The 25,464-nt window shown below is 61.5% G+C and carries 26 protein-coding genes; 13 read left to right on the forward strand and 13 right to left on the reverse strand.

Annotated features, from left to right (window positions below):
- Positions 1-173 precede the first annotated feature (173 nt).
- Together LRQ04_RS10570 and LRQ04_RS10575 are read right to left on the reverse strand one after the other, a co-directional pair.
- Entirely contained in the window at positions 174-863 is a 690-nt protein-coding gene (locus tag LRQ04_RS10570) for a fasciclin domain-containing protein (protein WP_235520121.1), read from the reverse strand.
- Between the two features lie 573 nt (positions 864-1,436).
- Positions 1,437-2,468, reverse strand: coding sequence for a hypothetical protein (locus LRQ04_RS10575; RefSeq protein WP_235520122.1), 1,032 nt, complete (start codon positions 2,466-2,468; stop codon positions 1,437-1,439).
- Between the two features lie 240 nt (positions 2,469-2,708).
- Between LRQ04_RS10575 and LRQ04_RS10580 the strand changes: the two genes are divergently transcribed.
- Positions 2,709-4,676, forward strand: coding sequence for an ATP-dependent endonuclease (locus tag LRQ04_RS10580; protein WP_235520123.1), 1,968 nt, complete (start codon positions 2,709-2,711; stop codon positions 4,674-4,676).
- Between the two features lie 214 nt (positions 4,677-4,890).
- Here LRQ04_RS10580 and LRQ04_RS10585 read toward each other — a convergent pair whose 3' ends face one another.
- From LRQ04_RS10585 to LRQ04_RS10595, 3 genes are all read right to left on the reverse strand, one after another.
- On the reverse strand, positions 4,891-6,318 hold the full coding sequence (locus tag LRQ04_RS10585; RefSeq protein WP_235520124.1) for an SGNH/GDSL hydrolase family protein: 1,428 nt from the start codon (positions 6,316-6,318) through the stop codon (positions 4,891-4,893).
- An 86-nt stretch (positions 6,319-6,404) separates the two neighbouring features.
- Entirely contained in the window at positions 6,405-6,941 is a 537-nt protein-coding gene (locus tag LRQ04_RS10590) for a hypothetical protein (protein WP_235520125.1), read from the reverse strand.
- Between the two features lie 376 nt (positions 6,942-7,317).
- Positions 7,318-8,208, reverse strand: a complete 891-nt coding sequence (locus LRQ04_RS10595; protein ID WP_235520126.1) for a hypothetical protein — start codon at positions 8,206-8,208, stop codon at positions 7,318-7,320.
- Positions 8,209-8,388: 180 nt separating this feature from the next.
- On the opposite strand from LRQ04_RS10595, the gene LRQ04_RS10600 reads away from it, so the two are divergent.
- The 3 genes from LRQ04_RS10600 (at position 8,389) to LRQ04_RS10610 (ending at position 10,299) form a co-directional block, all read left to right on the forward strand.
- Positions 8,389-9,009, forward strand: a complete 621-nt coding sequence (locus tag LRQ04_RS10600; protein ID WP_235520127.1) for an MFS transporter — start codon at positions 8,389-8,391, stop codon at positions 9,007-9,009.
- Positions 8,987-9,472, forward strand: coding sequence for a hypothetical protein (locus tag LRQ04_RS10605; protein ID WP_235520128.1), 486 nt, complete (start codon positions 8,987-8,989; stop codon positions 9,470-9,472). The genes LRQ04_RS10600 and LRQ04_RS10605 overlap by 23 nt, the downstream gene beginning before the upstream one ends.
- 254 nt (positions 9,473-9,726) lie before the next feature.
- A complete protein-coding gene (locus LRQ04_RS10610; protein WP_235520129.1) occupies positions 9,727-10,299 on the forward strand; it encodes a GNAT family N-acetyltransferase in 573 nt (190 codons plus the stop codon).
- Here LRQ04_RS10610 and LRQ04_RS10615 read toward each other — a convergent pair.
- Positions 10,292-11,059 (reverse strand): IclR family transcriptional regulator, encoded by a 768-nt coding sequence (locus tag LRQ04_RS10615; protein WP_235520130.1) that lies wholly within the window; start codon positions 11,057-11,059, stop codon positions 10,292-10,294. The two genes, LRQ04_RS10610 and LRQ04_RS10615, sit on opposite strands and share 8 nt — an antisense overlap.
- A 173-nt stretch (positions 11,060-11,232) precedes the next feature.
- Here LRQ04_RS10615 and LRQ04_RS10620 point away from each other — a divergent pair, with 173 nt between their 5' ends.
- From LRQ04_RS10620 to LRQ04_RS10630, 3 genes are read left to right on the forward strand one after another with little or no spacing between them, the layout of a single operon-like run.
- Positions 11,233-11,949 (forward strand): CoA transferase subunit A, encoded by a 717-nt coding sequence (locus tag LRQ04_RS10620; protein ID WP_235520131.1) that lies wholly within the window; start codon positions 11,233-11,235, stop codon positions 11,947-11,949.
- Between the two features lie 23 nt (positions 11,950-11,972).
- Positions 11,973-12,674 carry a CoA transferase subunit B gene (locus LRQ04_RS10625; RefSeq protein ID WP_235520132.1) on the forward strand — a complete coding sequence of 234 codons (702 nt, stop codon included), beginning with the start codon at positions 11,973-11,975 and terminating at the stop codon, positions 12,672-12,674.
- Complete coding sequence (locus tag LRQ04_RS10630) at positions 12,671-13,885, forward strand: acetyl-CoA acetyltransferase (RefSeq protein ID WP_235520133.1); 1,215 nt, start codon at positions 12,671-12,673, stop codon at positions 13,883-13,885. Before LRQ04_RS10625 ends, LRQ04_RS10630 begins: the two co-directional genes overlap by 4 nt.
- Here the strand turns inward: LRQ04_RS10630 and LRQ04_RS10635 are convergent.
- Entirely contained in the window at positions 13,882-14,574 is a 693-nt protein-coding gene (locus tag LRQ04_RS10635) for an ankyrin repeat domain-containing protein (RefSeq protein ID WP_235520134.1), read from the reverse strand. The genes LRQ04_RS10630 and LRQ04_RS10635 overlap by 4 nt on opposite strands.
- Positions 14,575-14,576: 2 nt before the next feature.
- The gene (locus tag LRQ04_RS10640; RefSeq protein ID WP_235520135.1) at positions 14,577-15,152 is read right to left on the reverse strand and encodes a heme-binding protein; all 576 of its coding nucleotides are present in this window, start codon (positions 15,150-15,152) and stop codon (positions 14,577-14,579) included.
- 194 nt (positions 15,153-15,346) lie between these two features.
- On the opposite strand from LRQ04_RS10640, the gene LRQ04_RS10645 reads away from it, so the two are divergent.
- The 5 genes from LRQ04_RS10645 to LRQ04_RS10665 are packed head-to-tail and all read left to right on the forward strand — an operon-like array spanning position 15,347 to position 19,558.
- Positions 15,347-16,555 (forward strand): sensor histidine kinase, encoded by a 1,209-nt coding sequence (locus LRQ04_RS10645; protein ID WP_235520136.1) that lies wholly within the window; start codon positions 15,347-15,349, stop codon positions 16,553-16,555.
- Positions 16,552-17,178: a response regulator transcription factor gene (locus LRQ04_RS10650; RefSeq protein ID WP_235520137.1), complete on the forward strand. Its 627-nt coding sequence runs from the start codon at positions 16,552-16,554 to the stop codon at positions 17,176-17,178. Before LRQ04_RS10645 ends, LRQ04_RS10650 begins: the two co-directional genes overlap by 4 nt.
- A gap of 27 nt (positions 17,179-17,205) precedes the next feature.
- Positions 17,206-17,772 (forward strand): HdeD family acid-resistance protein, encoded by a 567-nt coding sequence (locus tag LRQ04_RS10655; RefSeq protein WP_235520138.1) that lies wholly within the window; start codon positions 17,206-17,208, stop codon positions 17,770-17,772.
- Positions 17,773-17,832: 60 nt separating this feature from the next.
- Positions 17,833-18,639 (forward strand): exodeoxyribonuclease III, encoded by an 807-nt coding sequence (locus LRQ04_RS10660; protein WP_235520139.1) that lies wholly within the window; start codon positions 17,833-17,835, stop codon positions 18,637-18,639.
- Between the two features lie 34 nt (positions 18,640-18,673).
- A complete protein-coding gene (locus tag LRQ04_RS10665) occupies positions 18,674-19,558 on the forward strand; it encodes a hypothetical protein (RefSeq protein WP_235520140.1) in 885 nt (294 codons plus the stop codon).
- Here the strand turns inward: LRQ04_RS10665 and LRQ04_RS10670 are convergent.
- The 4 genes from LRQ04_RS10670 to LRQ04_RS10685 form a co-directional block, all read right to left on the reverse strand.
- Positions 19,555-20,619: a LacI family DNA-binding transcriptional regulator gene (locus tag LRQ04_RS10670; RefSeq protein ID WP_235520141.1), complete on the reverse strand. Its 1,065-nt coding sequence runs from the start codon at positions 20,617-20,619 to the stop codon at positions 19,555-19,557. The two genes, LRQ04_RS10665 and LRQ04_RS10670, sit on opposite strands and share 4 nt — an antisense overlap.
- A 112-nt stretch (positions 20,620-20,731) precedes the next feature.
- Positions 20,732-21,697, reverse strand: coding sequence for a carbohydrate ABC transporter permease (locus tag LRQ04_RS10675; protein WP_235520142.1), 966 nt, complete (start codon positions 21,695-21,697; stop codon positions 20,732-20,734).
- Positions 21,694-22,659, reverse strand: a complete 966-nt coding sequence (locus LRQ04_RS10680) for a carbohydrate ABC transporter permease (RefSeq protein WP_235520143.1) — start codon at positions 22,657-22,659, stop codon at positions 21,694-21,696. Before LRQ04_RS10680 ends, LRQ04_RS10675 begins: the two co-directional genes overlap by 4 nt.
- Positions 22,660-22,754: 95 nt before the next feature.
- Positions 22,755-24,098 (reverse strand): ABC transporter substrate-binding protein, encoded by a 1,344-nt coding sequence (locus LRQ04_RS10685; protein WP_235520144.1) that lies wholly within the window; start codon positions 24,096-24,098, stop codon positions 22,755-22,757.
- Positions 24,099-24,345: 247 nt separating this feature from the next.
- Between LRQ04_RS10685 and LRQ04_RS10690 the strand changes: the two genes are divergently transcribed.
- On the forward strand, positions 24,346-24,747 hold the full coding sequence (locus tag LRQ04_RS10690; RefSeq protein ID WP_235520145.1) for a helix-turn-helix transcriptional regulator: 402 nt from the start codon (positions 24,346-24,348) through the stop codon (positions 24,745-24,747).
- Positions 24,748-24,759: 12 nt separating this feature from the next.
- Here the strand turns inward: LRQ04_RS10690 and LRQ04_RS10695 are convergent, their stop codons facing one another.
- Positions 24,760-25,398 carry a DNA alkylation repair protein gene (locus LRQ04_RS10695; protein WP_235520373.1) on the reverse strand — a complete coding sequence of 213 codons (639 nt, stop codon included), beginning with the start codon at positions 25,396-25,398 and terminating at the stop codon, positions 24,760-24,762.
- Positions 25,399-25,464 lie beyond the last annotated feature (66 nt).

Genomic DNA, 25,464 nt, shown 5'->3' on the forward strand with positions numbered 1-25,464 from the left:
CAACCGCGTCCGAACAACACCACCGCGGCCGCACGCTGTTCCTCGGACAATGAACTGCTCTTAAACATCAAACTGCTCCCCGTAAGTCAGAACTGAATTTTCAGTCCAACTTTCGGGGAGCAGTTCAGATCCCGGCGCCTGCTTTGTTTGTTTGTTTACCGAGTCGGTAAGGCCTACTTGGGCATCAGTACCGAATCAACCAGGTAAACCGTTGCGTTGGCGGTGTGGACGCCACCGCAGATCACGTTGGCTCCGTTAACCGTGAGGGCGTCCTTGGTGCCGGCTACGGTCACTTCGCCACCCTGGACAGTCTTGTGGGTGCCGACGATCTTGTCCGGGCTCAGCTGGCCGGGGACTACGTGGTAGGTGAGGATCTTGCTCAGCAGGGCGTCGTCCGTCTTGAGCGTTTCGATCGTTGCGGGATCGATCTTGGCGAAGGCATCGTCAACCGGTGCGAACACCGTGAATTCGCTGCCGTTCAGGGTGGAAACCAGGTCCACCTTGGGGTTGAGCTTGCCCGAAACTGCGGCGGTCAGCGTCTTCAGCAGCGGGTTGTTGGACGCAGCTACCGCTACCGGGTCCTGGGCCATGCCCGTAACGGAGCCGGCACCACTCGGTACCTGGGCGGCGTAACCGGCGCAGCCGGGGCCCACGAGGTCACGGGCAGGGTCCATGGCGGTGCTGGCCATGGCCGAGGAGGATGGCGACGGTGCCATCGAGGAAGGAGCCGCGGATGACGGTGCGGCTGCCGACGAGGATGCGGGGGTGCTGGTGGTGCTTGAACCACCACAGGCCGTGAGTCCGAGAAGGGCGGCTGCAGTGAGGCCAACGAAGGCGAGGGCGGGGCGCTTTGTGGACAACATGTCATTCTCCTTGTTTTGTGGGACCTGGGCGTTGGTTCCATCGGGTTGTGGGACACGGGCTGGGAATGGTGCGGCTGCATCGCTCTCGGTTTGTGTCTCACCAGCTATTCGGAGGTCACGACGGGGTGGATGGGTGCGGATTGAAAAAGTTTTTTAAGGCAGGTCTTTTCGTGGTGGGCGCTGGCTTGGTTGCGGGAGGAGCGTTCGACGCCGGTACTCGCCGCAGGCGCGACGGCTGCGGACCGCGGCGCACGCCGCCGATTGCATCGGCTAACCCGCGAAAACATCCGAATCAGAATGAGGTGGGTTCTCTCACGTATTTCCGGTCGCCCTGCTTAACTGGCATGAACTGGCGTTATGTCGTGTTGAGGTCAGCGTATCTCATCAGATGTACCAATTCGCCGATCTTCCGACCCTACCGAGATCTGTCCCGCGGCCCGTCGTCCCGCGAATGTAGGCGGTCGGCTGGCCTCATCCAAAGCTTCACTCCGCATTAAAATCCAACGATGGGCTAGAGACCGCAGCCTCTTGAACTCAACCGGATAGAACACACGCACATTCTGAGTTGCGCTATCACCAGTGGGTGAAATGAGACTTGGCGCTGTCGAGGATGTAGTTCCATTCTTTTAGATCGGCCCATTCAGGCTTTTCCGGGTGCTTCTCGGGCTCGTGACTCAGCCAGGACTGCTTGGCACCGATATCCCGTCGGTGCAGAAACCAGTCCCGGCTCGGATGATGCAGGCCATCGCTAGTCAGATACCAAGGAGCAGAATCCGACCCGGCAACTTCCACGAGAGCGCTCTTGAACGGCAGCGAGCCCGGCACTCTGTTGCTGGCGTCAATGGCGGACCTAATCGACTTCTCAAACCGCGGAAGAACAGGTTTCCAGTCGATTTTCTCGGCCAGGCCACGTTGGCGCCTGCGGGCCATTTCCTCCGCCAACCTGATGGCGGCTTCTTCAAAGTGTTCGTCAGAACTCCAAACAACTTCTGCCCAAACGTCGTCCCCAGACGCCTTGAGGTGCAGTTCCTTATACTCCTCCGGTGGCGCCTGTCTCCTAGCGGGATTGTTGTAGGGCTGTAGTTCGTCGGGGAACCTCCACTGCAACCCGATATGCAAGCGCCCCGGTTCATCTTCGGCTTGGACCACTATGGAGTCCTGGGCCAAGGCGCTTACGTTGGATGCCTCCAAGAAGGAACCCAGCACCTTCTCGTGGGTGAAATCCTTAGCGAGGTCGGAAATGACCGCGTCCTGTTCGGCAAGCCGTTGATCGTAGAGTGAATTGATCCTGTCGGACAGGGGAGCCAATCGTTCATCCAAGTCGGCTTGGACGGCTTCGCGCACATCCTTCTTGACTTCTTCTGTGACCGATTTTGAGACTGTCTTGGTGATCACCCTGCGGAGCTTGGGTTCGAACAGAAGAAGCACAGCGGCAGAAAAAACGCCTACACCGAAGTTCGTGAAGATGGACTGCCATACCGCTACAGCATTGTCGCCGAGATTAGGAATGAAGGGCCCCCAAAAAGCTAAATAGGTCGTAACCACACCGCTAGCGGCAAGGACGCCAACCCACCCGAAATGAATGCCAGGCTCTCTATTTTCCACAAACCAAACAGTACAACTGCGGAGCGGATTATATAGAAGTGATGTCTCTACGAAGGACTGTAAGCCGCCATCTCTAGGTGGACTTGCCTTGTCTAAAGGCCAGGACCGGCAGCCCACCATGGCCTTTCACTGGTTACGAACAGCCCGGTCGACCCTGGGCCTCGCATGCCTCTGCGTTTCCGCCTCCTTTGCATGATGACTTCCCACTTTGGAGCATCACCCTACTCAGACTCGCTGGCTTTGAGCACTGGCAGCCCATGCCTGCTCTTCGTCGGCAGCGACCGCTGGCAACGTCGCGTTCATTTTTGGAAAATGGTCATGACACCGCAGCCCTATCATTTACTGTTTATTCCTATGACGGTACGCGAAGCCCAGCTGGATGATCTTCTAAGTGCTTATGGTGTGAAGAGAGGCAGCGCGCAGAACGTCAACATCGGCGTCACGGCTACCTATCTCCAAAGTGGTGATCGCATCGAGTTCGAACCCGCTGGCGTCACAGTCATCGCCGGTGCCAATAACTGTGGAAAATCCACAATGCTCCGTGAGCTGAACCTGCTACTCCTTGGCCATGATGGAAATCCTCGGCTAATAGTCGGGAGTGTAGAGCGCCTCTTTGAGGGTGAACCAGTCGACTTCGCTGACTGGCTGATCAAACATGCACAGTTCAACATCGACAGGAACCAGCCTGAGAACGCTAGTTTTCTACGCTTCGAGCACGGCATCCCTGTCAAGGGCTTCCTAATTCCGGATCATGGCGGATATGGAGCATCGTTCCGAATGGAATCGCTGTTCGGGGTCTTCGTTCGGCATCTGCCCGCGGGGCAGCGTGACATCCATCCGGGCAGGCAGAAGGAAACTGTCCTGGCGCCGGCTACAGAGCCGCTCCAGCTTTTGAGTGAGAGCAAGACGCTGATGGACGAGCTCAATGCCATCACATTCAAGATCCTTAAGAAGCGGCTACACCTAGACGATCTGAACCCTACGCTTGTGCTCCGTGTTGGGACACCTACGGTTGAGCGGCCCCAGGGAAAATATGAGGATCCCGTCTCATACCAACTTGATGTCGAGTCGCTACCTCTGTTGTCAGATCAAGGGGACGGAATGAAAAGTCTCCTCAACATCCTTATTCCACTCGTCACCGCCACGTACCCCATTCTCATCATCGACGAGCCTGAGGCGTTTCTACATCCACCCCAGGCATTCGCCTTGGGGCAAGTCTTGGGAAGGATCGCCGCGGAGAAGCGCTTACAGCTGATCCTCGCGACACACGACCGAAACATCATGGCCGGCCTGGTAAACGCTGAGGCTCCATTGTCCGTTGTGCGCCTGGTCAAGCAGCAAGACAAGCCCACGAGGGCCCACCAGCTCAAGTCGCAAGACCTTCGCGCCATCATGAAGGATCCAATCCTTAAGTACAGCCATGTGCTGGATGGCTTGTTCCACGAGGTCGTGATCCTGGCGGAAGCAGAAAGGGATTGCCGCTTCTACGAGGCCGCCCTGGATGAATATGAGAACGCCTCGTCAACGACACCTCAGGTCCCGTCACCAATGCCAGCAACAGAGGTGCTCTTTATTCCCACCGGCGGCACCAGCAACATGCCCCGGCTGGCGAAAGCACTAAGGTCTCTTAATGTCCCCGTCGTAGCCTGCGCTGATTTGGATGTGCTGGATAAGAAGACCGTGCTCAAGAATATCGTTGAAGGGGTAGGGGGCCAATGGGCCGGCTTGGAAGAGGACTGGAATGCGGTAGTCGCGCCTCTGAATGCGGCCGCACCCCTGGAACATGCCGTAACTGTGGGGTCCAGAGTGCAAGCAGTTTTTGAATCGCTGGTCAGCCAGGATGCCTTTGCGATCTTTGATGGGGACGCTCGTAAACTTGTCAACGACGCCATGAAAGCCCAATCCCGTCCTTGGGACGAAGTGAAGCACCACGGGATCTCTGAACTCCAGAGGGTGAATGTGGAGAACCCACGTGCTGTGCATCGGCTGGTCGCCGGGTTAGCAGACCAAGGAGTTGTCGTGGTTGAAGCCGGTGAGCTAGAGAGCTTCGGCCATGATTTGGGTGCCTATAAGGGGAAAACTTGGTTGCCTGCGGCGCTAGCGGCAAACCTTCAGAGCCGACCCGACGTTCAAGCACACGTAAAGCGTCTCCTCGGCGCCGCGGTACCGCTCACGTCGTGGAACGACACTTCCACCCCCCTCGCCTAGCGAGCCCCCGGTTGTGGAAGCTGGATATCCCAGTTTGTGAGTCGTCGGGTATGGGAGGCCCCCCGGCAGTATGACCTGAAAGAACTGGGACACGTATCTGTCGGGCGTGTCTCATTCCTATCTGACTCATATCCCTTTTTCTTCAACGCAGCGGCCAACCTGCGACGCCAGACGGACTGTGCTCCATCTGAACTCACACCGGATGGGTTTTCTGTCATCGAGGCTTGGGTGTCAGCATTACCAGTGCGTTGACGGCCAGACTCGGATGACCGGGCACGACTTTGGAATCCGTTGACAAAACGATGGTGTTATCTATGGAAGGGTAGTCCCGAAGTTGCAATCCGTCATTCATGTTGGTTCCGACAACCTCAACCTGTTCACCGCGATATGAGGCAGTCAAGACCCAATCGTCCGCCGCACTCCCACTGAAATCGAGTTCGAGAGCATCTCCATCAACAAGCGTTTCCGTTGTTTCATTTTCATAGAACGAGACAGGCCAGTCAAAGTCTGCTAGGCCCGGAACTTCGGTGAGGTTCTCAAAGACCGCCAAGGGTCCGTCATCATCCCATGCTGTCTCTACCCTTGGAATCGCCCAAGTATGCCGCACGGCGCCAACCGCCAAGCTATTGACTGTCCCTTTGTCCACCTGGAAAGTGACGCCGATATAGACCGCGCTATCCGAGTACAGCCGTTTCGTCCCCGTAACCTCGTAGTCTTCACCCTCTATGTCCCGAGTCACCTCAGGACCATACAGGTCCGTTAGGATGCATGCCTCCGCTTCGACGATCTGGGAGACCTTGTCCAGCTTTGCGTTCGAAAGACCCAAAAGGACCTTAGGGCCGGTAGCCGCGAATGCAAGTGGCCTCTCCTCCTCGATACTTCCAATCAAACTATTGGGCGATTCGAAGGACGTAAGGTCGATGTTACCCACCTCCCCTTGGAGGAAATCCGCACAACGCGCTACCAGGTAGTCCGGTGCCGGGGTCATGCGGAAGATGTGCTTGTTCAGCGCATCGGTACTTTTGAACGACTTAACGTCTTTGACACCCCAGCTGTTGTGGGCCTTTGCAAGGTCGCTGTCGCTGCTGAGGACTACGTACGCTTCGCCCTTATTTCCGGAGTGGTGGTGGTAGGCGCGATAAATCGCGCTATCAGCGGCGCCGGTCTTCACGGACTTCTCGTTTTTGTTGTTTTTGACGGCCCGGCCTTCCCGCGTGACCCTCTCGCCGGGTAAACGCACCAGGATCTGGTCTTTCAGAGCTTCCACAACTACCGGCTCGATAGGAATTACTTTGACGTGCGGACCAAGTTCTTTGATCCCGCGAAGAACGAATTCCAATGCTTCCTCAACCGTTGTTGGTTGGGCATCAATCTCGTTGATACCGGCAGCGACCAGTCGACTTCGGGCCTGATTGAGCGCAGACCAGTCCTCCCGCAGATGATCCGCCCATTCCCAAATCACCGGTTCGGCAATCCAAATCTCCATAGCGCCGTGCTGCTTGGCCTGGTGAGCAAGCCCCCGCAGCTGGGCGAGATTGAAAGCTCCCCTACCCACTGCATTGGTGTCGATACCAATCGCCCGGACTTTCGATACCCATTCAGGAATTTCCGCCGTTAATTCTTGGGAGGTTTCACTTGTCATGAGGGCAATCGTCGTGCAGATGAGATCACGAAATCAAACGGGGCTCGGAGGTTGGTTGGCTTCGCCTTAGTCCTTGGACGTAAGAACTAGTGCTGACAAGAAACCACGGCAAACGGACCTGTGGACGTTTGCTTCGCCGTTTGGACGCCGTTGCGCAATATCTGACAGGTGATGGTCGTCGCTCCTTCCCCTGACTGTGCGGTGACGCCGAAGGTGTTGTAGCCCCGTTCGATCTGTGACTCGGTGAAGAAATAATCCTTCTGGAATGGAGAGCTCACATCATTGGCCTGTTCGGTGCTGAGCTTCCCATAAAGGCTGTTCCCAAACGTGGTACTGGATATGGGCCCATCCGCAGTGATGACGTAGCTAATCGTGATTCCCGCCGGCTGAGTCGGTGCGGCGGTGGCTGAGGGCTTCGGGACCATGGGTTCCATGATTAGACGGACTTCGTCGCCGGATCCCGGATTTCCGGCCGGTTCGAGACGGACGAAACTCCAGGCCTCGTCCTTCAGCTGCCCGGGGCCGGCCCCATCCAGCTGGGTGCCGTTGACGTCCCAGATCGAATAAGAGACGTCGAATTTTTCGAGAGCGCGCTTGGCATGGGCGAGATCGTAGCCCTCCATGGCTGCAACATTAAGAGTTCTGCGAGGAGATGGAGTCGGTTGCTGACTCGTCGCTTCAGCCGGCGGTTTTGCTAGCGGTGCAGCACAGCCAGAAACAGACAATCCGATAATGGCAAGCCCCGAAACGTCCGCTTCAATCCAGTCTCCCAAAAAGATCTAAATCCAACCTTCCAAGGCTAAATGAGCTACCCGGCTGTGGCGCATTCGCCACGAAACAAAGTCACGCAGTCGATCCATATGCGACCCCCCAAGGCCTGTTGTTTGATGCTACTCGGGCATGCCCGGTCGTCCGAGGCGAGTCCGTAACCGTCTGTGTGTGCCCTGCACGAAAAGGGAGAGACGCCTAACGCGTCTCTCCCTTTCCCATGCTTCAGTACTAGCGGCTAAGCCCGTTCTTGCTTCTTTCGGCGCCCGAGGCTGCCCCTCCTCGAGTCTTCCTGGCTTTGGTGGTCTCTCCGATTGTTATGGCTGCGCTGGGGTGTGTGCCCTCGGAGCGGGCGGCTGCGAGTCTGCCGCGGATCTGCGTTTCGTTGGCGTCTGTGCCGGCGAGTGATTCCGCGAATTTCTGGTGGTGCTCGGCGGAGCCGTAGCCGGCCTGTGCAGAGGTTTCGGTTTTCAGGCCTTGGTCTTTTAGCCGGCTGGTGTCGTTGCCGGTGACGCGGTTCTCGATCTCCCGGCCGACGTCTTCCGTGCGGGCGAAGAGTTCCTTCTCAGCCCTCTCGTAGCGCTGTTCCTGGGTGGACCATTTGGATCCTTTGAATCGGCCCTCTGCCAGCAGTCTGGCTTCGCGGAGGTTCTTGGCTGCGTCCACGAAGGCGGGATTCTTGAAGTGTTCATCGCCTGCACCGTTGACGTTGGCGGTGGTTTCCTTAAGGAGCTGGTCGATGTCGGGTCCGTTGACGCCGTCCTTACCGATGAGGAACGTCCGCTCTTTGATTTCGGAGTCGGCTACCTCTCGTGCCTTGGGTGTTTTCGCGTTGTGGGCAAGCTGGAGTGCTTTGGTCAGTGCGGGGTTGGCCAGGTACTCCACCGGCACATGGTGGCGCTCAATCTCGGGGGCGAGTTTCGCCGATTGGGCGCGGAGTTCTTCGGCACGCGCGGCCGCAACCTCCTCTACCCCGACCCCAGCATCCGGACCTTCGGTAACTACATCCCGTTCCTCACAGAATGCGTCATTGATGGGAAGGTAGGAGTCATTCCAGGTACAGCGGACATCTGCAACGAACTCGGCATCCACGCACTGATCAAATAAAACTGCCTCACGCATGGGGTCGGCATAAGTGTGTGGACGAGGTGGTGTTTCGGCTCGCCCGGTACGCTGTGGCCATGCAGATTCGTGAAGCCACCCCGGATGACCTGGGACGTGTGATCGCGGACGACGGCCGATCAGACCTCATTCTCTTTGGGACGCGCCGATGAGGCCCAGAGGAGTGAAGTGCGAAGCCCTTTGACCCTGCTGAAGCAGTACCCGAAGTTCCGTCGCGTTCTGCTCGGCGAAGGCTTGGCGATGGCAGGCGAAGCTGCATTCTCTATCGCACTGGCTTGGCTTGTCATTACAGCAACGGGGTCGATTGTTGCACTTGCTGGCGTGCTGCTGGCTCAGGCGATACCACGGGGAACGCTGTTGCTGCTTGGCGGTGCACTGACCGACCGCTTCTCGCCAGGTCGCGTCATGCTCGTCTGCCACTTAGGGCGTGCCGGCGCCATGGCATTGGTATCGATCATGAGCTTTACCGGCACCGTGCAACTGTGGCAGCTGTACGTCCTCGCTGCCATCACGGGTACTGCTTCCGCCTTCTTTGCGCCTGCCAGTGAGGCCGTGCTCCCGCGCCTGCTCCCCAAACAAGACCTTCCGCAAGGCAACGCAGTTCAAGGGGCAGTCGCGCAGGCTGCTTTCATTGTCGGCCCAATGGCAGGGGGCGTCCTTACTGCTTGGGGCGGCGCAGGTTTGGCCATTGCCGTCAACGCACGAGACCCGCATAGTCCTTCTGGTTATCAGTGCAGCCACACTGAGCTAGAGCGGAGTCTTCGCCATCGGGCTGCCGATGCTGGCAACTTCCCTCAGTGACTCGCCGCTTGCCCTTGGCATCCTCGTCTCCGGATGGGGCGCAGGCCAGCTGCTCGGAACCGTTGCAGCCGCCGTGACCGGCCTCCCTCAGCGGTGGGGCCTACTCATCATTTCCATGACACTCGTGGAAGGCGTCGCCTTTGCCCTGCTGGGCCAGACCAAAGAACCATATGTGGCAGCCATCATCCTCGCTTTGGTCGGGATAGGCGTCGCCTACAGCACCGATGTGTCCCTCCCAACATTCATTCAGACCCGCACCCCGAGCCACCTGCTGGGGCGGGTCAGCTCGGTACTGGAACTGCCCAGGGTCATTCTTGAACCGGCATCCATAGCCTTGCTCGGCCTGGTTCTCGCCGGTTCCCTTCAATGGGGATTCCTTGCGGCCGCCGCCCCTGTATTGGTTGCCGGCGCAATCCTTTCCCTGGACAGACGGGCCCGAACGCTCACCGCCGATGGGACCTGAGGAAGTGTTAGCGGCCTGATAGCGAGTCTTCTCCCGGAAAGAAAAACACGCAAAGCCCCCTAGAAGTACGGCTTCGTGATCAGTTCCAGCGCGTGTCCCGAGGGGTCTTTGAAGTACACCCCGCGGCCGCCGTGTTCGGTGTTCGTCTCGCCCGGGCGGGTCATTTGCGGATCGGCCTGAGGCGATGATGGCGTGAAAGTCTAACAAAGCAGTTTCTCTGGCGGAGCGGCCAATCCCGATGGCAGGATGGGCGGATGGCTATCGAAGTTCGCCCCGCCACGGTGTTCGATGACGTCAGGACCATGGTGGGACCCAAGAACCCCGGCTCCAATGTGTGCTGGTGCCTGAGTTACCGCATCCCATCCAAGCTAAACCTGAGCCTCCAACGCGAAGAGCGCGGCGCGTACGTTGAGAAGCTGGTCGCCGAGGATCCTCCGCCCGGGGTTTTGGCGTACGACGGCGACGAGGTAGTCGGATGGGCAGCGGTCCACCCGCGCAACGACACCAGTTTCGCAACGAACCGGAAGATCCCGCACGTGGACGACGCAGAGGTGTGGTCCGTGTGGTGCATCCGGGTGCGGCCCGGGCATCGGGGAAAGGGCATCTCGCACGAACTCCTGCGTGGAGCCATCGACTTCGCCAGGGCCCACGGGGCCCCCGTCCTTGAGGGCTACCCCGTGGACAACAAGGGTGGAAAGGTGGACCTGACTATGGCCTATGTGGGGACAAGGAAGCTGTTCGAGAAGGCCGGCTTCAAGAAGGTCGCCGAAACCACGTCCGTACTCAACGGCTTTCCGAGAGTGTTGATGCGGCTGGAGCTCAGCTAGTTCCTTGCAACCGTGCGGTCATCCGGTGCGCTTCCTCAAGCAGCAGCTTCCCCAGGTATTCCTGGCGCTCCGGGCGGAAGCGGGGTTCGATCCCTGTCAGGGACAACGCCCAGGCCGGCCGGCCCTGCTGGTCGAAGACTGCAGCACCCATCCCCCAACTGCCTTCGAGGATCAACCCGGGATTCACTGAGTACCCGGCCAGCCTTGTTTGCTCCAGATTCTCCCGCACCACGTCAGCAGGATGGCCGTCAGAAAAGTCACCTGCGTGCTCTGCCCATTCGGCCAGCAGCGCTTCCTGTTCTTCGGCGGGCAGGAAGGCCAGGATCGCCGTGCCCGCGGAGGCAACGCCCAAGGGAAACCGCACACCTTCATGGAGCACGAACGACCGTACCGGGAACGAGCCTTCCTCCCGCAGCACACAGACAGTTTCGTTGCCGCGCCGGATCGAGAAGAACGCGCTCTCGCCCGTCTCGGTAGCCAGCCTGCGAAGGGATGGGCGGGCGATGTCCTCCATGGGGAAACGGGCAGCTGCGACAGACCCGAGCAGGAAGATCTCGGGTCCGAGCACCCACTTTCCTGAGGACGAATCATGTTCCAGGAAGCCCTCGGCGGCCAGCGACGCCAGCAGCCGGTGAACAGTGGGCCGGGTGAGCCCGGATTCGCGGACCAGCCCGGCCAAGGACGTGCCTTCAGGCTTGCGACCCACCAACCGCAGCAGTGCCGCCACCCGGCCCACTACCTGCGCTCCCTGAACTACCACGGTGCCCTCCAATGAGATTTCATCCACATTATGGACAGCATCCAGTCTACCGTCCACACCATGGGTGGTTGACCCTCCGGCTTCTTGACCCTGGCGGTGACCAAACCTAGGCTCCTAAGCAAGAAAGCAATGTCCACAAAGTGGAAGCCAACCAAACTCAAAGAGGAGTTCCCGTGTCCAAGATCCACGCGAGCGCACCCACAGCGCTCCATGACCTCATGGCAGATGGCCTGACCATCGCCGTCGGAGGTTTTGGCCTGAGCGGCATCCCCGCAGACCTGATCGACGCCGTCCGCGAGTCGGGCGCGAAGGACCTGACCATCGTCTCCAACAACATGGGCGTGGACGGCAAGGGCCTGGGCGTGCTGATCGAGGCCGGGCAAGTCCGGAAGGTCATCGCATCCTATGTTGGCGAGAACAAGCTCTTCGCCGAGCAGTACCTGGCCGGCGAGCTGGAGGTTGAGTTCACCCCGCAGGGCACGCTTGCGGAGCGTCTTCGCGCTGGCGGCGCTGGGATTCCGGCGTTCTACACGCGGACCGGCGTGGGCACTTTGGTTGCCGAAGGCAAACCCTTGGAAGAGTTCGACGGCGTGACGTACGTCCGCGAGCGCGCCATCACCGCCGACGTCGCGCTGGTCCACGCCCACACCGCCGATACCGACGGCAACCTGATCTACCGCTACACCGCCCGGAACTTCAACCCGGTGGTTGCCACCGCAGGCGCAGTGACCATCGCCGAGGCTGAGGTGATCGTCCAACCGGGCCAGCTGGATCCCAACCACATTGTCACCCCGGGTGTCTACGTCCAGCGGTTGGTGCAGGCAAGCAACAGGGTCAAGGACATCGAGCAGCGCACGGTCCGCCAGCGCGTTGAAACCGCAGCCGTCTAGGAAGACAGAAGGAGCACATCACCATGGCATGGACACGTGACCAGATGGCTGCCATCGCAGCCGAAGAATTGAACGACGGCGACTACGTCAACCTCGGCATCGGCATCCCCACATTGGTAGCCAACAACCTGCCCGACGGCGTCCGGGTGATCCTCCAGAGCGAGAACGGCCTGCTCGGAATGGGCCCGTTCCCGTACGAGGGCGAGGAAGACGCGGACCTCATCAACGCCGGCAAGCAAACGGTGACGATCACCCCGGGCGGCAGCATTTTCGACTCCGCCACCTCGTTCGGCATGATCCGCGGCGGCCACGTGAAGGTGGCCATCCTGGGTGCCATGCAGGTGTCCGGCGGCGGCGACCTCGCCAACTGGACCATCCCCGGCAAGATGGTCAAGGGCATGGGCGGTGCGATGGACCTGGTTGCAGGGACACCGCGCGTCGTCGTCCTCACCGAACACAACGCCAAGGACGGCTCGGCCAAGATCGTCACCAACTGCACCCTCCCGCTCACGGGGCTTAACTGCGTGGACAGGATCATCACTGACCTCGCCGTATTCGATTTAGCCCCCGAAACAGAAACGCACGACGGCGGCACCCGCCTCGTGTTGACCCGTCTCGCCCCAGGCGTCACCGTGGAAGAGATCCGGAGCAAGACGGACGCTGGGTTCACAGTGGCGCTGGACGAAGACGCGCAGGAAAACACCCTCGAAGGAGCCAACGCATGAGCCTGAAAGACCAGTTCGGTAAGGACATCCTGCTCACAGGGTGGGGCCACAGCAAGTTCGGCAAGCTGACGGACGACACCCTGGAATCGCTGATCGTCCACGTGGCAGGCGAAGCCATCCGGAACTCCGGCTTGGCCCCCAAAGACATCGACGAAATCTACCTGGGCCAGTTCAACTCGGGCATGCAGCCGCTGGGCTTCACATCGTCCCTGGCCCTCCAACTCTCCCCGGACCTCGCCCACGTCCCCGCGACCCGCACTGAGAACGCCTGCGCTTCCGGCTCTGCCGCATTCCAGCAGGGAGTCAAGGCCGTGCTCGCCGGAACCGCCCGCAACGTCCTGGTGATCGGCGCCGAAAAGATGACCGACGCGGGAGCCGACGTCGTGGGAGCCGCCCTGCTCGGCGCTTCCTACGAGATGGCCGGCAAGGCATCATCCACCGGTTTCACGGGGCTGTTCGCGGAGGTGGCCAAGCACTACGGGAAGCGCTATGGGGCAAACATTGCCGGCCCCGGATTCGAAGCGGGCCTCGGCGACGTCCTCGGTTCCATCGCCGCCAAGAACCACCGCAACGGCATGGACAACCCCTACGCCCAGATGCACCGGGACTTCGGCGAGGAGTTCTGCCGGACCATTTCGGACAAGAACCCCATGGTGGCCGAACCCTTGCGCCGCACCGACTGTTCGCCGGTCTCCGACGGCGCTGCCGCCGTCGTGCTGTCCACCCAGACAACCGGAGGTGCAACCGCACCCGTGCGCCTGGCGGGTTTCGGCCACGCGAACGATTTCTTCCCGGCCGAGAAGCGCGATCCCACGGAGTTCGCCGCCACCAGGGCGTCCTGGGAGCGCGCGTTCACCATGGCCGGCGTCGGAATTGATGGCCTGGACTTCGCCGAAGTGCACGACTGCTTCACCATCGCCGAGCTCATCATGTACGAGGCCATGGGCCTGACCCCGCGCGGCGAAGGTTCCCGCGCCATCCAGGAGGGGTGGGTATATAAGGACGGCAAACTTCCCATCAACGTTTCCGGCGGCCTGAAGGCGAAGGGCCACCCTGTCGGCGCCACCGGCGTGTCCCAGCACGTCATCGCCGCCATGCAGCTCACGGGTACCGCGGGCGACATGCAGCTTCCCAACGCCCGACGGGGTGCCGTGCAGAACATGGGCGGCGTGGGCATCGCTAACTACGTAAGCGTGCTGGAAGCTCTCTAACCCCGGATCAGCCCAGCGATCTCCGTGAATCCGAGCCGCTCTGCGTTTTGCAGGGCGGTTCGGCCTTGGGGGTCGCGGATGTCCGGGTTCGCTCCGGCCTCGAGCAGCTGCCGCACCACGTCCTGCTGGTTGGGGCCGCCGTTGTTGAGCAGGATGGCTTCCTGCATGGCTGTCCATCCCAGGTTGTTGACGTGGTCCACGGGCACGCCGGCGGCGATCAGGATCCGAACGGTTTCCGTGTGCCCGTGTTCGCTGGCCGGAATCAGGGCCGTGCCGCCGTACCGGTTAATGCTGCGCACGTCGGCCCCGGCGGCCAGGGTGAGCTGGAGAACCTCGTTGAAACCCTCGGCCCCTGCGTAGAGGAACGCGGAGTCCTGGATCCCATCCTTGGCGTTGACGTTTCCGCCCGCCGCGATGAGCTCCCGGACCCGCGCAGGGTCGTTGGCTTTCGCGGCCAGGATGAGGAGTCGGTCGGTTTCCATCTGGGCCTCCGGGGACAGTTTGGGCGGCGTTGCCTCGGCAGCAAACGACGACGACGGGATCGGGCTGGCGCTCGACGGCGCCACGGACGCGGGGGCTGTCTGCGACGCGCCAGGTGAGACTGGGCTGGAAGGTGACGTTCCCGCCGTCGTACATCCCGCCAGCAGCCCGACCATCAGCAACCCAACCCCCGCCACCCGCTTTTTCATGGCTACTTCGCTGCTTCGGCCAGGGCATCCGCACCGGCGGTAGCGCAGGCTTCGTCGAGGGCGCCGTCAGGGGCACCGCCGACGCCGATTCCCGCCACCGAGACGCCGTTCACCTTCAGCGGCACGCCGCCGGACAGGAAGAGGGTGCCCGGGAGGTCGGCGATCGAGGGGCCGTTGCCGTTGATGCGCTTGGCAAGCTCACTGGTGGGGGCACCGAACGCGGCAGCCGTGTAGGCCTTCTGCTTGGCGGCTTCGATGGTGTGCTCGGCGGCGTTGTCACCGCGGAGGATGGCCTGGACCGTGCCGAAACGGTCCACCAGTGCGACGGTCACGAACGGCAGCTTGTCCGCCTGGCACTTGGCGAGCGCAGCGTTGACGGCCTTGCTCGAGGCACCCACTGTGATGCGGTTCTGGGCAACCACGTACTCCGGTGCGGGCTGGACGTCAGCCGGGGCTTTGGCCTCGACGGCGGCGGGGGCGGCGGCCGGCGCCACGGCGTTGGCCACAGCCGTGGCGCCACCGGTGAGCAACAATGCTCCAGCAGCGGCAACGGCAATCATCTTGTTGGACTTCTTCACGGCAATCTCCTTGTAGTCAGCGTCGGTACACCTCCATGCTCCCGGGGCGGGCCCGGTACCACATCGGCCCGAAGCAGCCCCCGGACTCATACTTTCCGCGGGCCGTATCAGCCAAAAGGTGGAGAGACCAACAGCCCTGCGGGCACCTAGCATGGAAAGAACGCCTTCAAGGGAAACGGGAACCGGAACCGACCATGCCAACAGCCCCTCCACAGCCCGCACCAGGCGACCGGATCGGCCGGATCGATGGCCGCATCGATGCCGTGGTCCACCTTGGCTTTGCCGTGCTCATGGTGGCGTCCGGGGTCCGCTACGTCATGCGCCACTCCCCCGCGGACAACCTGTGGACAGTGGCCCTCGCGGCCGCGGTGTGCGTGCTGTACGCAATCACGGCGGTCCTGGCCGGCCCCCGCCTGCCAGGCCACCGCAACAGGCCATGGATGATCGCGCTGTTGGCCGCCTGGGCTGTTTTGGTTATTGTCGCCCCAAGCTTTGCGTGGTGCTCCTTCGCGATCTTCTTCCTGGCCCGCACGGCTTTCCGCGGCTGGGCAGGATACGTGGCCGGCGGCGCGACGGCGGCGGCCACCGCCGTCGGGCTCTTCCGCATGAGCGACTGGACGGACGTCGCAATGCTGCTCGGCCCGCTTGCCGCGGGGGTGCTTTTGACCCTCATCTACGACAAGATCGAGCGCGACGCCGCCCTCCAAAAGAAGCTTTTCGACGACGTCTCACAAGCCCAGGAGCAACTCGCCGCACGTGAACGGGAAGCCGGGATCGCCACGGAACGCCAGCGTGTTTCCCGCGAAATCCACGACACCGTAACCCAAGGGCTCGCCAGCAGCCTGCTGCTCCTGGAAGCGGCCCAGCGATCATGGCCAGCCGAAGCCGCCCAGGACGATGTGCGCCATGCGACCGGATTGTTACGGCGGAACCTTGCCGACACCCGCAGCCTGGTCCATGAACTCTCGGTCCCTGGCCTGGAATCCGGGCCCCTTCCCGAAGCCCTCGAACACGCAGCACGCCAATACGTGGACACTATCCGGGTCCAGGTCACCGGCGAGCCGCGGCCGCTTCCCAACGAGGTGCGTCACGCCCTGCTCCGGGTTACCCAAAGCGCCGCGGCCAACATCAACCTGCACGCCCGCGCCGAGCACGCCAGCGTCACCCTCGGCTACCTCCCGGACGCCGTCACCTTGGACGTGTTCGACGACGGCCGCGGCTTCGATCCCGGTTCGGTACCTCCGCCGTCGCCAACCGGCGCTTACGGGTTGCGGGCCATGAGGCAACGTGTGGAGCAGTTGGGCGGAGAATTGTCCGTGGAGAGCACCCCCGGCGAGGGCACCATCATCGCCGCGCAACTGCCCCTGCCGGCTGCAGGCACCGAGACGAAGGAGCGCCGATGAGCACCATTTCCGTGCTGCTCGTGGATGACCACACAGTTGTCCGGAGCGGGCTCAAGGCGCTGCTGGGCACCCAAGCCGATATCGCCGTCGTCGGTGAAGCGGCATCAGGCGAAGAAGCGCTGGAAGCCGCCCAAGAGCACCAACCCGCGGTGGTCCTCATGGACCTGGCCATGGGCGCAGGGATGGATGGCATCGAGGCAATCAAGCAACTGCGCCAGCGCACACCCCACCAGGCGATCATCGTGTTCACCACCTACGATTCCGATGCCGACATTGTCCGCGCCGTTGATGCCGGTGCGATGGGGTATCTGCTGAAGGACGCGGCACCCGAGGAGATCTTCGCCGCCGTCCGCGGGGCTGTGCAGGGAAAGAGCGTCATGTCAGCTCCCGTCGCCTCGCGGCTGTTCCAACAACTACGTCATCCGGACGAGATCCTCACCCCGCGCGAAGCGGAACTGCTCAGCCTGTTGACCCAAGGCCTCAGCAATCGTGACCTGGGCAAACGCCTCTTCATCTCGGAAGCAACAGTGAAGACCCACCTCGCGCACATCTACGCAAAACTGGGCGTCGAAACCCGTGCGGCGGCCATCGCCACGGCCATCCGGCGCGAGGGGATGCGGTAACCCGCGGTGGTTGGTTACGCTGACCCTATGTCGGACACAGCGGATCGCAGAATGTTCAAGACCCCGGGAACTGCTTTGCTGGTCCGGGGAGCCCTCTCAATCGTTTTTGGCTTGCTGATCCTGGTACTGCCAAGCGCCACTGCCTTCGTGGTGGTGGTCATGTTCGGATTCTTCGCGATCATTGACGGCATCACCAGCGTGGCCCATTACTTCTACGACCCCGCGGGCCGGTCGCGCTGGTCCGTGGCGGGCGGTTTAATCTCCATCGCCGCCGGGATCGTGGCAATCGCCTGGCCCGGGCTGACGGCTGCGGCCATCGGTGTGCTCATCGGTTTGTGGGCTTTGGTGCTGGGCATTTCCCAGATCGTCCTGGCCCTTGCAGCGCGGACCTTCGTGCGGAGCTGGGGAATCTGGTTGCTGATCGGCTTGCTCACCACAGTGTTCGGCATCGTTGTCCTGGCCAATCCTGGGCTCGGTTTGCTGGGCCTGGTAGCCATGCTGGCGGCATTCGCCATCGTGACCGGGTTGCTGCTGATCGCTTCCGGCATCGGGCTCCGCAAACTCGCCCACACGCAACCGCTGTACGGCCACTGATCCGGCGGTAAAAAGCGGTAGGGGGATGCGCTCAGCGCCAAGTTCGGTAAGTTAGTTGCTGTGAAGATAGCTACCTGGAATGTGAACTCCCTCCGTGCCCGCGCCGACCGGGTAGAAGCCTGGCTTGAGCGCAGCGACTGCGATGTCCTGGCAATCCAGGAGACCAAATGCAAGGACGAGAACTTCCCCTGGGAGCTCTTTGAACGCATGGGCTACGAGGTCGCGCACTTCGGCGTGAACCAGTGGAACGGTGTGGCCATCGCCTCCCGCGTAGGCCTGGAGGACGTGGAGCGCACCTTCCTGGACCAGCCGGCGTTTGGCAAGGCCGGCAAGGACCCCGTCCAGGAAGCCCGCGCCATAGCGGCAACCTGCGGCGGTATCCGCATCTGGAGCCTCTACGTTCCCAACGGACGCTCGCTGGATGACGAACACATGCCCTACAAGATCAAGTGGCTGGACGTCCTCCAGGGCCACGCAGCCGAATGGGTCAAGGCCGATCCGACCGCCCAGATCGCCCTCATGGGTGACTGGAACATCGCCCCGTTCGACGAGGACGTCTGGGACATCCAGCTGTTCCGCGACAACAACTTCACGCACGTCAGCGAACCCGAGCGCGCCGCGTTCCACGCGTTCGAAGCAGCCGGCTTCACCGACGTCGTCCGTCCCTACACCCCGGGCCCGGGCGTCTACACATACTGGGATTACACGCAGCTTCGCTTCCCCAAGAAGGAAGGCATGCGCATCGATTTCTGCCTCGCATCACCAGCATTGGCCGCACGGGTCACCGGTGCTTCCATTGACCGGGAAGAGCGCAAAGGCAAGGGCGCCTCGGACCACGCACCGGTGATCGTGGAGCTCGCAGACTAGGCACATTCACACCGACGAAAGGGGGTGGCTGGAAATGGCTGGAAACCTGTACCGGGGCCAGGCAGGGCTGCCCTTCTCGTCGTCGCTGCGCATTTACGAGCCACTCGAAGCGTTCCCGCCCGAGCAGCAGCAACAGCTTGCGGCGGCCGGCGGCAAGACAGGTTCCCGGGCCGCCGTCGAAAATGCGGAGCTCCAGGCCTCGCTGGGCCGCATCACGCGGCCCGGCGGGGATCCGTTCCCGACCGGTCGCACCGACCTCGTCCGGATGACGCGCGTGCCCGCGGGACGGCACGCCGCCCCTGATAAAGACGGGGACGACGCCGGGCGGCTGCTTTACTGCCCCAGCCAACTGGTGATTCGGGCCGGTTTGGCGGCCAACGCCCTGATGGACGGCGTGCACAGTCCACTGGCCGATCTGCTCATCCCGGTATCGCAAAGGGACAAGCACCAGGTCAGGATCGACCGCCTCAACGCCGGCGAAGGCGCCAAGCGGGTGCACACCCGTGCGTCCACGTGGGGTATCCCGTTCAGTTGGTTCTCGCTCTTTGCCGAGTCGGACCGCAAGGATGTGGTGGAAGCTGACGGGCGTATCCTGACCGTCCGGGTATGGACTCCCCTCACCGAAGCATTGGAAAGGGCGCGTTTTGCCGTGGCCCACCTGGCTTTGGCTGCTCCCGACCTGGACATGCTGGACGACCTGACGCAACTCACGGAATGGCTGGAGCTGTTCCATGCGCAGTCGATGGTGGAGCTTGATTACGGTGCCGTGGCTGACAAGGTCTATCCGGACGACTCGCCCATGGATGTCCGGCTGGGCATCGAATGCCTGGCCGAAGGTGACATGACGGGGGCTGCCGCCGCATACCGGCGCCTGGCATCACGGTGGATTCCCATCAGGCAGCTGGCACGCGCTTCCTAGCTTTGGCTTTCCCCGCTGGGTGGGGCGGTGGTCTCCCGGACGATCAACTCGTGCGGGGCAACCTGTGAATGAACAGCCCCGAAGTTGCCGTCGAGTTCGTCCAACAGCATCTTGGTGGCAAGCTCGGCCTGGTCGTCAGGGCGTTGGCCCACGGTGGTCAGGCCCAGCGACGACGAGAAATCGTGGTCATCGATGCCAATGACCGACAGGTCCTGGGGAACCCTGACACCGTGGCGGCCCGCTTCGAAGATCACGCCCATGGCCATCTCATCCGAGGAGCAGAAGATGGCTGTGGGTTTACGGCCGGGCTGGCTCCACAACCGGTTGAAAGCCTGCTGACCGCTGGCAACAGTGAAGTCCCCCCATTGGTCCCATTCCGGGCGGACTTCCAGGCCGGCGTCGGTCATGACCTCCTGGAAGGCGCGGATCCGCACCCGGGGAACGTCGAAGTTCAGGTCCGTTTCGTCGTCGCCATGGAGCAGGGCAATATCCTTGTGCCCCAGGTCCAGCAGGTGTCGCACGGCGGTGGAAGCGGCGTCGTAATCGTTGATACCGATGTACGCGCAATCCTCAACGTGACCACCCACCACTACTAACGGGATGTCGATCTTGTGGAGGTGTTCCAGTTCTTCCTCGGTCAAGGACATGCAAAGCACCAGGAGCGCATCGATTTGCTTGTAAACCATGGTGGAGCTGAATAGCCGCTCACGGTTGCTCCCGTGGCCGCCAAGGTTGAACAGGGACAGGTTGTACTTGCGGGAATGCAATTCCCGGTCTGCGCCCTCGATGGCCTTGGAGAAGAACCAGCGGCTCACGAATGGAGCCAGGACGCCGATGGTCCGGGTGCGGCCCGTGGCCAGCCCCGAAGCCGACGACGACGCCACGTAGCCCAGCGAACTGGCCACCTCGAGGATCTTTTCGCGGGTAGCCGGGGACACTCGAGGCAAGCCCCTGACCGCCCGCGAAACAGTTGCTGTAGAGACGCCGGCCGCCATGGCGACGTCTTCGATGCTGACGCCCGTATGGCCGCCGCGTTGGGATCTACCCGTTGTTCGTGACACAGGCTCCCCTCTCCGGCCGCCGTTGCTCCGCATTTACCTTATGTGGGACTTGCCGTCTGCAGCACCCGGTTACGCAACGGCGTAATGCGCTGCGTAACCGGGGCGGCAATGGTTATCCCTTGAGACCGCCGGAAAGAAGGCCTCGCACGAAGTACCGCTGCAGGCCGAAGAAGACCAGGAGCGGGATGATGATCGAGACGAATGCCGCTGCCGGGTTCAAGTAATCCCGGGCACCGCGGGTACCGGAAATCTCGGCCAGGCGTTGGGTGATGGGAGCAACGTCCGCAGTTCCACCCGAGAACACCAGCGCCACCAGCAGGTCGTTCCAGACCCACAGGAACTGGAAGATCGCCAGCGATGCCAGTGCCGGCACGGACAGCGGCAGGATGATCCGCCAGAAGATGGTGCTGTGCCCGGCGCCGTCCACCCTTGCAGCCTCGATCACTTCACCGGGAATCTCAGAGATGAAGTTGTGGAGGAGGAAGATACCCAGCGGGAGCCCGAACATGGTGTGGGCGATCCACAGCTGTGCATACGAACCGGCAGGGAGGTGGAGCGTCTGCGTGAAGAACTGCAGCAGCGGGATCAGTGCCATCTGCAGCGGAATGATCTGCAGGGCGAAAACGAAGATGAAAAGAGCGTCGCGGCCCTTGAACTTGCCCCAGGCGAAAACGTAGGCGGCCATCGAAGCGAGCACCAGAACAAAGATGGTGACCGGGATGACGATCGCGACCGAGTTGACGAAGTACTGGGACAGGTTGGCCGACTGCGAGCCCGCGGGGGTCAGGACGTCCGCGTAGTTCTTGAATGTGAAGTCCCAGTCAACGAAGGCATTCCACCAACCGTTGGAGCGGGGCCCAACCTGCTTCGCAGCAGGACGGAACGACGTAACGAACAGGCCGAACGTGGGTACGGACCATACGACGGCGATGATGATGGCTGCCGCTGTTGCCCACTTGGAGGTGAGCTTGGTCTTGACCCGCCGCATCATCGGCTGGGCGTCCTCCGTGGGATCGGATCCAGGACGCTGCCGGGTTGCGGCCTTCGAAACCTCTTTCGGGGCTGGCGTGGCTGTCAATGGATCTCCCTTTGCTTGCGAAGGACTCGAGCGTTGTACACGACGATCGGCAGCACCATCAGGAACAGGATCAGGGCCAATGCCGCACCACGACCCGGTTCGCCGGCACGGAAGGCCTGCGTGTACATTTCGTTGGCCACAACCGAGGTGTCGTAGTTACCGGCCGTCATGGTCCGGACAATGTCGAACACCTTCAGGGTGGCGATCGTGATGGTGGTCAGGACCACCACAAGTGCTCCACGGATGCCGGGCACGGTCACGTTGCGGAACTGCTGCCAGGCATTGGCGCCGTCAAGGCGGGCCGCCTCGATAAGTTCCACCGGAACACCCTTGATGGCAGCCGAGAGAATGACCATGGCGAAACCGGTCTGGATCCAGACCATCACAACGATCAGGAAGATCGTGTTTTCCGGGGCGTCCAGGAGGAACTGCTTTGGATCCAACCCCAAGGCGTCCCTGAGGAAGTTGATGACACCGGTCTGTTCGAGGCCAGGGCCGCGGTAGTCATAGACGAGCTTCCAGATGATGCCGGCGCCCACGAAGGAGATGGCCATCGGCATGAAGACCAAGGACTTAAGGACCTTCTCGCCGCGGGCCTTGTCGATGAAGACTGCGTAGGCCAGGCCGAAGCTCGTGGACAAAAGGGGGACCAGGACGGTCCAAATAACGGTGTTCCGCAGCGTGGTCAAAGCCTCAGGCTGCGTGAACATCCAGACAAAGTTGTCGAAACCATTTCCGTTGCCGCTGGCGTCCGTGAAGGCCAGCATTGACGTGCGAACCGCGGGGTACACGAGTCCCACGAGCATGAGAATACCTGCCGGTGCGAGGAAGCCGGCCACGGTGACCTTGTCCTTGACCGATTTCGGTGCCCTGTCCACCACCAACATGATGATGCCGATAATCGCCGCGAAGATCGCCAGCGCTATCACTACTTGAAGGAGTTTTCCTCCGATAAAATCCATACCCAACCTCCGGGGCGTGAGTGAATCACTGAGTTCCGGGAAAAGCGCTGCCTCCCGACCAGGCGAAACCAGGCAGGGAGGCAGCGCTTTCGTAGTTAGCTCTTAGGCCAGCTGGCTTCGATGCTGTCCGTTACCTGCTGCGAAGAGCTGCCATTGATCCAGGCAACAATGCCCTTCCAGAAGGAGTTGGAACCCACTGCACTCGGCATCAGGTCAGAGCCGTCAAACCGGAAGACAGTCTTGGGATCCTGGAGGAGCTGGATGGACTGCTTGTCCAGGGCCGACTGGGCGTTGTTCGGGTCAAGGCCCTTGTTTGCGCTGATGGCACCGCCGAGCTTCACGCGGTTGTTGGCGAAGTCTGCGCTTGCCATGAATGCCAGGTAAGCCTGGACCTCAGGGGTGTCCTTGTAAGCGCCAACGGTTTCACCGCCACCGGTGATGGCCGTGCCCTTGGACTCGTCGATGGGAGGAGTCATGAACGCCCAGACGTCACCGTCCTCGGCAACGTTGGTGCCCGCGGGCCAGTTGGATGCCTGGAACGAGGCCTGGTGGTGCATGGCGCACTGGCCATCAAGTACCGGCTGGCCGGCCTGAGCGAATGCCGTGCTCAGGATCGAGCGGGGGTCACCGAAGCCACCGTTGACGTAGTTCGGGTTGAGGAGGATGTCGCCAACCTGGTCGAATGCCTTGACGATCTTGGGGTCGTTGAAAGGAATCGTGTGGTTGACCCACTGGTCGTATACCTCGGGGCCCTGGGCGCGCAGGACAACGTCCTCGATCCAGTCAGTACCCGGCCAGCCCGTTGCTTCACCGGATTCGAACCCGGCACACCACGGCTTCATGGTCTTGTCATCGGCGATCTTCTTGGTGAGGTCCATCATCTGTGCCCACGTCTTGGGAACTTCCCAGCCCTTGTCCTTGAAGGTCTTGGGTGAGTACCAGACGTAGCCCTTGACGTTCGCGAGCATCGGGGCGCCGTAGTAGGTGCCATCCACGGTGCCGTACTTCTTCCAGTCAGGGGACCAGTTCTTGTCCACCAGGTCGGAGACGGTCTTGGGAGCGGGCTTGAGGTAGCCGGCGCGGGCCTGGGTGGCGAGCAGGCCGGGCTGCGGGAAGATCGCTACGTCAGGAGCGGTTCCGGACTGGGCGCGGACGCCAATCTGGGTCTCGAATTCCTTGCTGCCTTCGTACTTGACGGTGATGCCCGTGCACTGCTCGAACTGCTTCCAGGATTCTTCGAGGTTAGTGGCCTCGGTGTCCACGATCGTGGAGTACACCGAAACGGTCTTGCCTTCGTGCTTGCCGTATGTGTCGTAGGCAGAACAGTCGCTGGATCCGGCAGTGGATCCCCCGCCTCCGCTGTTGCCGCTGCAGGCGGACATGGTAAGTGCCAGGACACCGGCGGCTGCGACCGGTAGCAGGTACTTGGTTTTCTTCATGCTAAAGACTCCTCGCTGAGTACAAGTGATTCGGCGGCGCAATTGATGTGGTGACGCTCACACTAGCGATGATTATCGCAAATATGCAAGCGCTTACACGCACCGTAACCACAACGATACAAAGCAGCCTGCCTAATTTATATCTACTCCAGTCGTGGCGCCATTGGCCCCGATATGGCGGGCGTGGAGCATGATTGCCCATTATCCGATTTGATTGCCCAATATTGCCTATGGAAAACTAAGAAGTGTGGATGAACTTGAAGCACTACAGACCATCGGCCGACTGATCAAGGAAGAACGCCTGGCGCAAGGGCTGAGCCAGGTGCAGTTGGCCAAGCAGGCTGGAACGGCCATCAAGACCGTCCGGACGCTGGAATCGGGAACCCGCCGCGCGCAGGAGATCAACCAACGCAAGCTTGAACATGCCCTGGGTTGGCGTGCCGGTTCGGTGTCCGAGGTCCTCAAAGGGAAGTCAACGTTCGCCCCGGACATGATCACCCCGGACGACATGCGCAATGCCGACGAAACCCGGCAGGGCCCACCCCGGGTCGCCGTTCCCGCTGCCCCCATCGCGCGGGCATCGCACCTTTCCGACGAGGAACTCCTCGCCGAGATCACCTACCGCATGATGCACCGCAACAGGGGCTAGCCTCCGCGGAGATCAGCCCTTGCGGCGAACCATTTCATTGATCCAGATGGGCGCGAACGGTGACGTGCAGTTGGGCGGGGTGGGATAGTCCTTGAGGACTTCCAAACGCTCACCGATGCTGAGCGCCCGGGAGCGATGCCCAGGGTGCTCGATCCCGATCTGTGCCAGGCAGTTGTTCATGGCCCACTGAAGCCGTTCCGGGGCGTCCTTCATGTCGGCCTCGATCAGGTCCAGGAGCTGGTTCAGGTCCAGGCCCTCGGGCTTCTTGACGATACGTTCGGAGGTCAGGGCCCAACCGGCGGCGGCCACCACGGGGTCCGCGTCGGAAAACCACAAGATCCGCAGTTCTTCGCAGTAGGGGCTTTTCTTGACCACATAGTTGACGAGCCAGTCGTTGACCTTCGGGGTCTTCGCTTGGCGCACCATGCTGTCCAGTTCGTCTTTGGCAAAGGCTTTTGGCCGGCAGATCAGCAAAGACAGGAGCCTGGCGGCAGTGTCCCCAGTGTTCCAAAGTTCCCGGGCCAGGTCCTGTTGCGTCTTCAGCCTCTTGGCCACGGCACGCAACTTGCTGAGATTTACTCCATGATCGTCGCCGTGTCTTTCGTTCACTTCGCGCGCACGGGGGTCCTCCAAGGCGGCCAGTTCGGCCATCACCTCAGCCAGTGACGCCTCAAGCGTCTGGGTTCCAGCCACCGCGGCCTCCCGTCCTGCGTGGAG

The sequence above is a fragment of the Paenarthrobacter sp. AR 02 genome (genome assembly GCF_021538675.1).
In the GTDB taxonomy this organism is placed as follows: domain Bacteria; phylum Actinomycetota; class Actinomycetes; order Actinomycetales; family Micrococcaceae; genus Arthrobacter.